General features: G+C 56.4%; 9 protein-coding genes. 7 read left to right on the top strand and 2 right to left on the bottom strand.

The window, feature by feature from the left end:
• Nucleotides 1–251 (bottom strand): hypothetical protein (locus RRY12_06200; GenBank protein MEG2184250.1); only part of this gene is annotated, 251 nt, incomplete at its 3' end.
• 416 nt (nucleotides 252–667) lie between these two features.
• Between RRY12_06200 and RRY12_06195 the strand changes: the two genes are divergently transcribed.
• The 7 genes from RRY12_06195 (at nucleotide 668) to rplS (ending at nucleotide 5,251) form a co-directional block, all read left to right on the top strand.
• On the top strand, nucleotides 668–994 hold the full coding sequence (locus tag RRY12_06195; protein ID MEG2184249.1) for a sigma factor-like helix-turn-helix DNA-binding protein: 327 nt from the start codon (nucleotides 668–670) through the stop codon (nucleotides 992–994).
• Between the two features lie 9 nt (nucleotides 995–1,003).
• Complete coding sequence (gene ffh / locus RRY12_06190) at nucleotides 1,004–2,368, top strand: signal recognition particle protein (GenBank protein MEG2184248.1); 1,365 nt, start codon at nucleotides 1,004–1,006, stop codon at nucleotides 2,366–2,368.
• 114 nt (nucleotides 2,369–2,482) lie between these two features.
• Entirely contained in the window at nucleotides 2,483–2,764 is a 282-nt protein-coding gene (gene rpsP, locus RRY12_06185; GenBank protein ID MEG2184247.1) for a 30S ribosomal protein S16, read from the top strand.
• A 12-nt stretch (nucleotides 2,765–2,776) separates the two neighbouring features.
• Complete coding sequence (locus tag RRY12_06180) at nucleotides 2,777–3,022, top strand: KH domain-containing protein (protein ID MEG2184246.1); 246 nt, start codon at nucleotides 2,777–2,779, stop codon at nucleotides 3,020–3,022.
• Nucleotides 3,006–3,551, top strand: a complete 546-nt coding sequence (gene rimM / locus RRY12_06175) for a ribosome maturation factor RimM (protein MEG2184245.1) — start codon at nucleotides 3,006–3,008, stop codon at nucleotides 3,549–3,551. Before RRY12_06180 ends, rimM begins: the two co-directional genes overlap by 17 nt.
• 1 nt (nucleotide 3,552) lies before the next feature.
• Entirely contained in the window at nucleotides 3,553–4,806 is a 1,254-nt protein-coding gene (gene trmD / locus RRY12_06170; GenBank protein MEG2184244.1) for a tRNA (guanosine(37)-N1)-methyltransferase TrmD, read from the top strand.
• 82 nt (nucleotides 4,807–4,888) lie between these two features.
• Entirely contained in the window at nucleotides 4,889–5,251 is a 363-nt protein-coding gene (rplS, locus tag RRY12_06165) for a 50S ribosomal protein L19 (protein MEG2184243.1), read from the top strand.
• Nucleotides 5,252–5,364: 113 nt separating this feature from the next.
• Here rplS and RRY12_06160 read toward each other — a convergent pair whose 3' ends face one another.
• Complete coding sequence (locus RRY12_06160) at nucleotides 5,365–7,431, bottom strand: Synerg-CTERM sorting domain-containing protein (GenBank protein ID MEG2184242.1); 2,067 nt, start codon at nucleotides 7,429–7,431, stop codon at nucleotides 5,365–5,367.
• Between the last annotated feature and the right edge of the window lie 315 nt (nucleotides 7,432–7,746).

Raw genomic sequence — 7,746 nt, 5'->3', positions numbered from 1 at the left:
TCTTCCTTCGAGCCGACGAAGGTCTTGATGTTGAATGCCGCGTCGCGGTAGGAGACGAGCAGCCTATGATGCGGCAGTATCCTCGACTTCCAGGCTCCGTTCATCGGGTCGACCTGCAGCTCTGCGGGAAGGCCGGTATTATTCGAGGCCACGCAGACGGCCGCTAAAATCACAAAAGAGAAAAACAACGCGCCAAACCATATCCCCAGACGTTTCGCTCCGAGAAAATTCCACTTCTTTAAAATAGACAACTTCGCGACATCCCCCTTCACCGTTCTTTGTCTTGGACGCCGCGCCTTGGCGCAGCAGACCTTCAAGAACGGCGTAATAAAAAAGATAGTTTTTGTTTTGTAACCGTATTTAATCTTACCCGCTTATTATAATAAAAATTTCGGCCGTTGCGGCATTTTATTGCCCCCCTATTACAATTGGCAGTGCCGTTTGCCCGAAAAGGCCGTGCACGAAATGTTACGCACAAGAATACGCCTGTGCCGCACGGCAAAACCTTATTTTATCCTCCGAATACCGCACGGTTCGCCGCGTCCCGAGGGCGGCATTGTCAGAACCCGCGCTGCGCGCCGGAGCGGCAGCACTGTAAAGCGCCAACCCTTGACACCTGGCGCCTCCTCCGGTATACTGCTTTAGTTGATGTAAAGGATGTGGGGAAATGGCGGAAATGGATCATCTGGAACAAAGAGTGCGCGACGGGCTTTTGCTTGATCTCTACGGGGCGAAGCTTACGGAGAAGCAGCGTATGGCCTGCGATATGATTTTGATGCAGGACCTGTCGCTTGCAGAGGCGGCTCTTGCGCTCGGCGTTTCGCGCCAGGGCGTGCATGATCTGGTCGCGCGTTCACGCGAGCATCTGGAAGATTTCGAGTGCGCGTTCGGCCTTGCGGCGCGACGCCGCGAGATGGAGCAGATGCTTGAGGACAACCGCACGCGCCTTCCCGAAGACTTTTATTCCGCATTCAAAAAAATCCTGGAGGCATAGGGTGACGTTATGTTTGACTCATTAAAGGAACGTTTTGAAAATATATTCGCGGGGCTCCGCGGCAAGGGCAAGCTTACAGAAGAGGACATAAATCTCGCTCTGCGTGAGGTTCGCCGCGCGCTGCTTGAAGCGGACGTCAACTATAAGGTAGTCAAGGACGTAGTCGAGGCGATACGCGTCCGCGCGACGGGCAAGAATGTGCTCGACTCGATGTCCCCGACGCAGCTCATTTTCACAATAGTTTATGAAGAACTTATAAAAATTATGGGCGACGCGCCGGTGCCGCTTGTCATCTCGCCCAAACCGCCGACTATCTACATGATGGTGGGGCTTCAGGGCTCCGGCAAAACGACCTCCACGGTGAAGATAGCGCGCAGGATGAGCAAGGGGCACAAACCTCTTGTGGTGGCCTGCGACCTTCGCCGCCCCGCAGCCGTAGATCAGCTTCGTGTTCTCGCAGAGAAGGCTAATATCCCCTTCTTCGGGCCGGAACAGGGCGAGACCGACCCTGTATCGGTAGCTAAAAAATCGCGCGCCTACGCGGAGGCCCACCTCTGCGATATGATCCTGCTCGACACGGCCGGCCGTCTACAAATGGACGACGAGCTTATGCACGAGCTGGAGAGCATGAAGGCCGCGACCGTTCCAACTGAAATTCTTCTTGTAGTAGACTCGATGACCGGCCAGGAGGCCGTAAACGTAGCAAATACATTCCACGAACGCCTAGGGCTCTCCGGCGTCGTCCTGACAAAGCTGGACGGCGACGCAAGAGGCGGCCCCTCGCTTGCCATCCGCGCAAGCACCGGCGTTCCTATAAAACTTGCCGGCTGCGGCGAAAAGACCGAGGATCTAGAGCTTTTCGACGCGCGGCGCATGGCCCAGCGCATCATAGGCATGGGCGACATGGAGGGGCTGCTGGAAAAGGTGCAGTCCGCCACGTCAGAGGCCGACGTGCAGCGCATGACGGAGAACCTCAAAAAGAACCGCTTCACGCTTGAAGACATGCTGATGCAGTTAAAGCAGATACAAAAGCTAGGGCCGCTGGAAAAGGTGCTTGAGATGCTCCCGATACCGGGAGCAAGCAAGGCGCTGAAGAACGTAGAGATCGATCCTAAGCGCATGAAGCAGACGGAGGCGGTCATCCTTTCGATGACGCTGAAGGAGCGCAGAAACCCCGACATAATAAAGGGCGGACGCCGCAAGAGGATAGCCCAGGGTTCGGGCACGTCGGTGCAGATGGTAAATCAGGTGCTGGCGCAGTACGAACAAATGAAGGGCATGATGAAGACCTTCGGCAAGATGTCAAACGGCGGCGGCAAGTTCAGGATGCCGCCCGGCATGGGCGGAATGGGAAAGCGCGGCTTTTTCAAATAGCGCAGGCGGCAAATCAGATTGACACGGGGGTCTCCCCCTTTCAATAAATATAAGGAAACGCCGGCCGTACCGCGGCGGTTCGTTAATAGAAATCAACACAGGAGGTGTTAGTGCATGTCAGTTCGTATTCGTCTTTCCCGTCACGGGAAAAAGAAGGCTCCGTTCTACCGTCTGGTAGTGACCGACTCTCATTCACCAAGAGACGGACGTTTCATCGAGATACTCGGAACATATAATCCGCTCATGGAACCCGGAGAGATCAAAATAGACTCAGAGCGCGCGGCATACTGGCTCAGCAAAGGGGCGTCCCCCTCTGATACGGCCAAAGTGCTGCTGAAGAAGGCCGGAGTCATCGACGCGCCCGCAGAGGCTCCCGCAGCCCCCGCAGCGGAATAGGCGGCAAAGACAATGGCAGATTATGTCGACCTTGTAGATCTCATAGTACGCAGGCTCGTCACAAAGCCGGAAGAGGTCTCGGTCTCCGAGGAACGTTCCGAGGCCGGGGCGATCCTGGTCACGATCAGGGTTGCCTCTGATGACATAGGCCGCGTAATAGGCAAGAAAGGCTCCACCATCAACGCCATCCGTCACGTTGCGAAAGCAGCTTCAATAAAATCCGGCGAAAAGGTGGATGTTGATGTCAAAGAAGACTGACGCCTCTTCGGAGGGCAGATATGAGATCGGCAAGATAGTCGGTGTCCACGGGGTGCGCGGCGATATGCTGGTACTTCCGACCACCGATTTTCCGGAACGCTTTCTTGAAATGGAAAGCATGGATATACAGCTTCCCGGAAAGCCGATGCGCACCTATAAGGTGTGCCGCATAGCTCCCTACGAGGGCAAAAACACCTTCTTCCTCCATCTTCAGGGCATTGACAACCGCGAAGACGGCGAGGCGATGAAGGGCGCAGTCATCACAGTAGACGCCGACGAAAGAGTTGAGCTAGAAGAAGATGAATACTGGCTCGACGACATCATAGGACTTACAGTGAAAGAGGCTGCGACTGGGGATCTCCTTGGCGTGATAACCGAGGTCATCTTCACCGGAAGCAACGACGTTTACGTCGTAAAAACTCCGGAAGGCGCGGTAAAGGCAATACCCGCGATTGGCGACGTCGTTCAAAACGTCGACACCGGGGCTGGTACCATGACAGTAAATATTCCGGAGGGACTCTGGGACTGAGATGAAAATCACCATCATCACCGCTTTTCCAGAGCTGATGCGAAGCTACACCGAAGCAAGCGTCTTAGGACGCGGCGTCGCTTCGGGCAGACTCGACATTGAAATAGTCGACCTGCGCGACTACGCAAACGGCAGCTACAGACAGATAGACGACGCCTGCTACGGCAGCGGCGGCATGATGCTGATGGCAGATCCGCTCGAGAGGGCGCTTTCTGCCGCCTCACAAGGCGAAAAGCCGTATGTAGTCTACCCGAGCCCGCAGGGAGTGCATCTGCATCAGGAGATAGTCGAGGAGCTTTCGCAGAAAGAACATCTCGTTCTGATATGCGGCCACTATGAAGGCGTGGACGAACGTTTCACGCAAAAATATGTGGACATGGAGCTCTCCCTTGGCGATTTCGTGCTGACGGGCGGCGAAATGCCGGCGATGGCGATAGTGGACGCGGTGTCGCGCCTCATTCCCGGCGTCGTTGGAAGCGCATCGTCTGTTTCTGAAGATTCCTTCTACAGCGGGATGCTCGACACGCCGCACTACACAAGGCCCGCCGTATGGCAAAACGAGGCAGTGCCTTCGGTGCTGACTGGCGGCGACGCGAAGGCCATCGAAAGATGGCGCAGGCGTCAGTCCGTCGAAAGGACGCTCAAAAGGCGCCCCGACATCGTGGCCCGCGCGGGGCTTGCGCCCTGGCTCTCCGGCGGCTCGTACATTATGGAGGTGCACTATCCGGTGCTGGACAAGCGCGGCGAGAAATCGTCGACTGCTATAACCGGCATGGATCTGCACGACATAGCTAGAGCCTGCCGAACCTACGGAATAAAAAAATATCTCCTTATCACTCCGCTTGCGCAGCAGCGCGAGATGGCGAAGCGAATAGCTGACCACTGGACGACGGGCTGGGGCTCGGAATATAATCCCGACCGCAAAGAGGCCTTCTCCACGCTGAAGATATTCGCCTCCGTCCAAAAAGCGCTCGCCTGGGTTGCGGAAAGGGAGAAAAAAGCGCCCTTCAAGATAGCTACCACGGCAAAACATCACGAAGGCGCGCGGCACTGGCTCTCTTTGAAACGCGAGATTTTTGCAAGAGACCACAGCCCCGTCTTCATCTTCGGCACGGGCTGGGGGCTTCACAGCGAGGCGATGGACTTGGCGGACGCGGTAATGACGCCTATAACTGGCGGACACGACGGCTGGAACCATCTCTCGGTGAGGAGCGCGGTGAGCATCACGCTCGACAGATTTTTCGGCTGGCGCTGAGCCAGGCGAAGAAAGCTACAGATAAGGGCCTTTTGGCTCTGAAACAAAAATAAATCATTACTGAAAAAGGAGGGAAAACCTCATGCAGGATCCAAGAATAGCTCTGGTTGAGAAGAAATTCCGCAAAGACGCGGATTCCATCCCTGAGTTCCGCTCCGGCGACACCGTAAAGGTGCACGTTAAGGTCAAAGAGGGTAACCGCGAACGTATACAGATATTTGAAGGCGTAGTGATCGGCCGTCAGCACGGCGGTCTCCGCGAGAACTTCATCGTCCGCAAAATATCCAACGGAATCGGCGTAGAAAGAATCTTCCCGGTGCATTGCCCCTCAGTGGACAAGATAGAAGTGGCCCGCAAAGGCCGCGTCCGCCGCGCGAAGCTCTACTATCTCCGCAACCTCAGCGGAAAAGCCGCACGCATCAAAGAGCGCAGAGATTTCGCCTAAGAATCTCCCGCATCCACGGAAAAATAAAAAGCCGCAAAACATGTCGCTTGATATGTTTTGCGGCTTTTTTGTTTTTAGATGCCGCGTGCGCCGGCGCGCAGCGGAGACCGTTCTTATTTGCGAAAGCGGCCTTTGACGCCGCTTATTTTTTTATACAAAGCAAGCGGCAAAAGCGCCGCAAGCAAAAGCACGCCATATCCTGCAGAACAGCCGCCCCCGCCGGAACTTCCCGGCACTACAGGTTTGACAGGCTCGGGAGTTGTATTTGCCCGCACCCAGGCAAATACGGATGGACCGGCCTCTACCGCCTCCGCCTGTTGGCCGCTTGCGCCGGCAAAGAGCGTCGGTTTTAACGAAAGCGCCGCCGTTATCTGCGCGCCGCCGGCGGCAAGCGGGGCGACTGTCACTACATTTGCCGAAGCCGCGGCAAAGACGGCGCCTGTGTTTGTATTTTTAACGCCGCAGCTTACATATTTTGAAAAATCGGCTCCTGTTGACGGATAGGTGACAAGGTTGAAAGAGGCGGAGGCCGCTCCTTTGTCCATATCGAAGAAAAGCGCCGCTTGGTTTGGCAGGCAGGCGGCGACTACTCCGCTTGAAAGCTCCGCCGCGTCAAAAGAGGCCGCGTTTGAAAGCACTTGCCCGCTGGTTCCTCCGAAAGCCGGCGCGCCGCCCGCATCAAGCCATCCGCAGTTTGCGACCGTCACCGCGCCGCCAGCGCTTCTGATATAACCGGCAACGCCGCCCGCGTAACCCGCGCCGGAAGCGGCGGAAAGCGGCGATGCGGCGGAGCAGTTTTTGATAAGACAGGCCGAGGCGCCGTCCATTATATCCACGTATCCCGCTACTCCTCCCTTGTGTTCAACGCCGCTTTGGAAACTTAGGACAGTCTCGGAGGAGCAGTTCTGAATAGAGATGCTGGAGGCTTCGTTGCACTGAACGAGCGCTATTACCCCAGCGCAGCCCTGCGTGCTGCCGGAAGCTGAGTTTGTTGCTACGCAAGCGCCCTGCGTGACGCAGTTGAAATAGACGGAGGTGCTTTGCGCCATACAGGCGCTTGTACCCGCGACGCCTCCCGCAGCCGCAGCTCCTTTTACAGAGCCGTTGAAGAAACAGTTTCGTACCTGCGACGCGCCTTCATTGACGGTGTAGTTGTAGCCTTCAACGCCGCCCGCCATCCCCACGGGGTGGGTTGTAGAGATGTCCGCTGTAACGATACAGGAATCAAGGACGACGGAGCCGCGAGAGTAGGCGTAATTGTGGCCCGTGACGCCGCCCGCGTAGAGCGCGTCTCCTTTTATGAGGCCCGTGGCGGCGCAGTTTAAGACGGACGAAAGTTCCGCCTCCGTGCTTCTGTTTGTCCCGCAGACGAGGCCCGCCTGCCAGTTTGTGTTGACGCCGTTTTCTGGAATGGCGATGGCGGATGAGGCGGCGCAGCCCTGCACCACGGCTGCGCCGCCGGAGTAACTCAGATTTCCTCCAGTTATGCCGCCGATAAAGCCGGCGTTAGGGCCGTCGTAGCTGGTGGTAAGCGTTGAATCCGCGCTGCACGCGACTATCGAGGCCGTGCCTCCGCTTCCTTTATTGTAGCCCGCGACGGCTCCGATATAGGCCGCTTTCGCGCTGCTTACAGCAACAACGACGCGGCAGTTCTCTATCAGCGAATCGCCGCCCATTCCTTCTATCCAGCCCGCAACGGCGCCCATATAGCTGCCGCCGCTGACGGAACCGGCCACAGAGAGATTCTTGATGACGCCGTTTCGCACATAGCCGAAAAGTCCAGCGCAGCGCCCCGATGTCACATAAAGGCCTGTTATCTTATGTCCCTGTCCGTCAAAGATGCCGCGAAACGGCCGCGTCTTTTTGCTGTCCACCCATGCTCCGATTGGAGTCCACTGCTTCCCGGCAAGGTCGATGTCGGCTGCAAGCCGTATCGTCTTTTCGGAAAAATCGGCGGAGAGCGCATTGTTTCCGTCAAGCAGCATTGCCAGCCCCGCAAGCTGGGCTGGCGAGCATATTGTAAAAACGCTCTGTGAATCGTTGTACCACGAAGTGTCCGCGCTTCCGTCCCAAGCGGCCGCCGCCGGAAGCGGCGACAAAAACACTCCCGCCGCAATGGCAAAAACGAGCGCGCCCACCAAAACCGCCGCCCTGATTTTTTTCTCTTTTCGCTGCCGCATTAGTTTTCCTCCCTTTGCTGTATTCCCGCCGTATTCTTCATCGCGCCTTCTCAAAGATATGATGAAAAACAGACAAGCGCGCGATGCTTAAAAAACATCTTTCATCTTAATAACGGCGCCTCTTTCGGCAACGGCAATTCTATGGGCGGCAAGACCCGCCTTACGCCGGGTTTTCGGCGACGCGCGGGCCAGGAATATTCAGTCTGGTCTTTTATAAAGACGAAAAGGGGGCGCATTTGCGCCCGGATGAAAGGAGTATGTGATTAGATTGTGAGTGCAGGGCTTTACCGCGGGCAATATGAACCCGCCGATGCC

Source organism: Cloacibacillus sp. (assembly GCA_036655895.1).
In the GTDB taxonomy this organism is placed as follows: Bacteria; Synergistota; Synergistia; order Synergistales; family Synergistaceae; genus JAVVPF01.
Note: the sequence above shows the minus strand (reverse complement) of the source record. Positions and strands in the feature narration are given on the sequence as shown.

Excerpts from the sequence above, each read along its gene's own strand:
- RRY12_06195 (MEG2184249.1), top strand. The coding sequence starts at position 668 with ATGGCGGAAATGGATCATCTGGAACAAAGAGTGCGCGACGGGCTTTTG.
- ffh (MEG2184248.1), top strand. The coding sequence starts at position 1,004 with ATGTTTGACTCATTAAAGGAACGTTTTGAAAATATATTCGCGGGGCTC.
- rpsP (MEG2184247.1), top strand. The coding sequence starts at position 2,483 with ATGTCAGTTCGTATTCGTCTTTCCCGTCACGGGAAAAAGAAGGCTCCG.
- RRY12_06180 (MEG2184246.1), top strand. The coding sequence starts at position 2,777 with ATGGCAGATTATGTCGACCTTGTAGATCTCATAGTACGCAGGCTCGTC.
- rimM (MEG2184245.1), top strand. The coding sequence starts at position 3,006 with ATGTCAAAGAAGACTGACGCCTCTTCGGAGGGCAGATATGAGATCGGC.
- trmD (MEG2184244.1), top strand. The coding sequence starts at position 3,553 with ATGAAAATCACCATCATCACCGCTTTTCCAGAGCTGATGCGAAGCTAC.
- rplS (MEG2184243.1), top strand. The coding sequence starts at position 4,889 with ATGCAGGATCCAAGAATAGCTCTGGTTGAGAAGAAATTCCGCAAAGAC.
- RRY12_06160 (MEG2184242.1), bottom strand. The coding sequence starts at position 7,431 with ATGCGGCAGCGAAAAGAGAAAAAAATCAGGGCGGCGGTTTTGGTGGGC.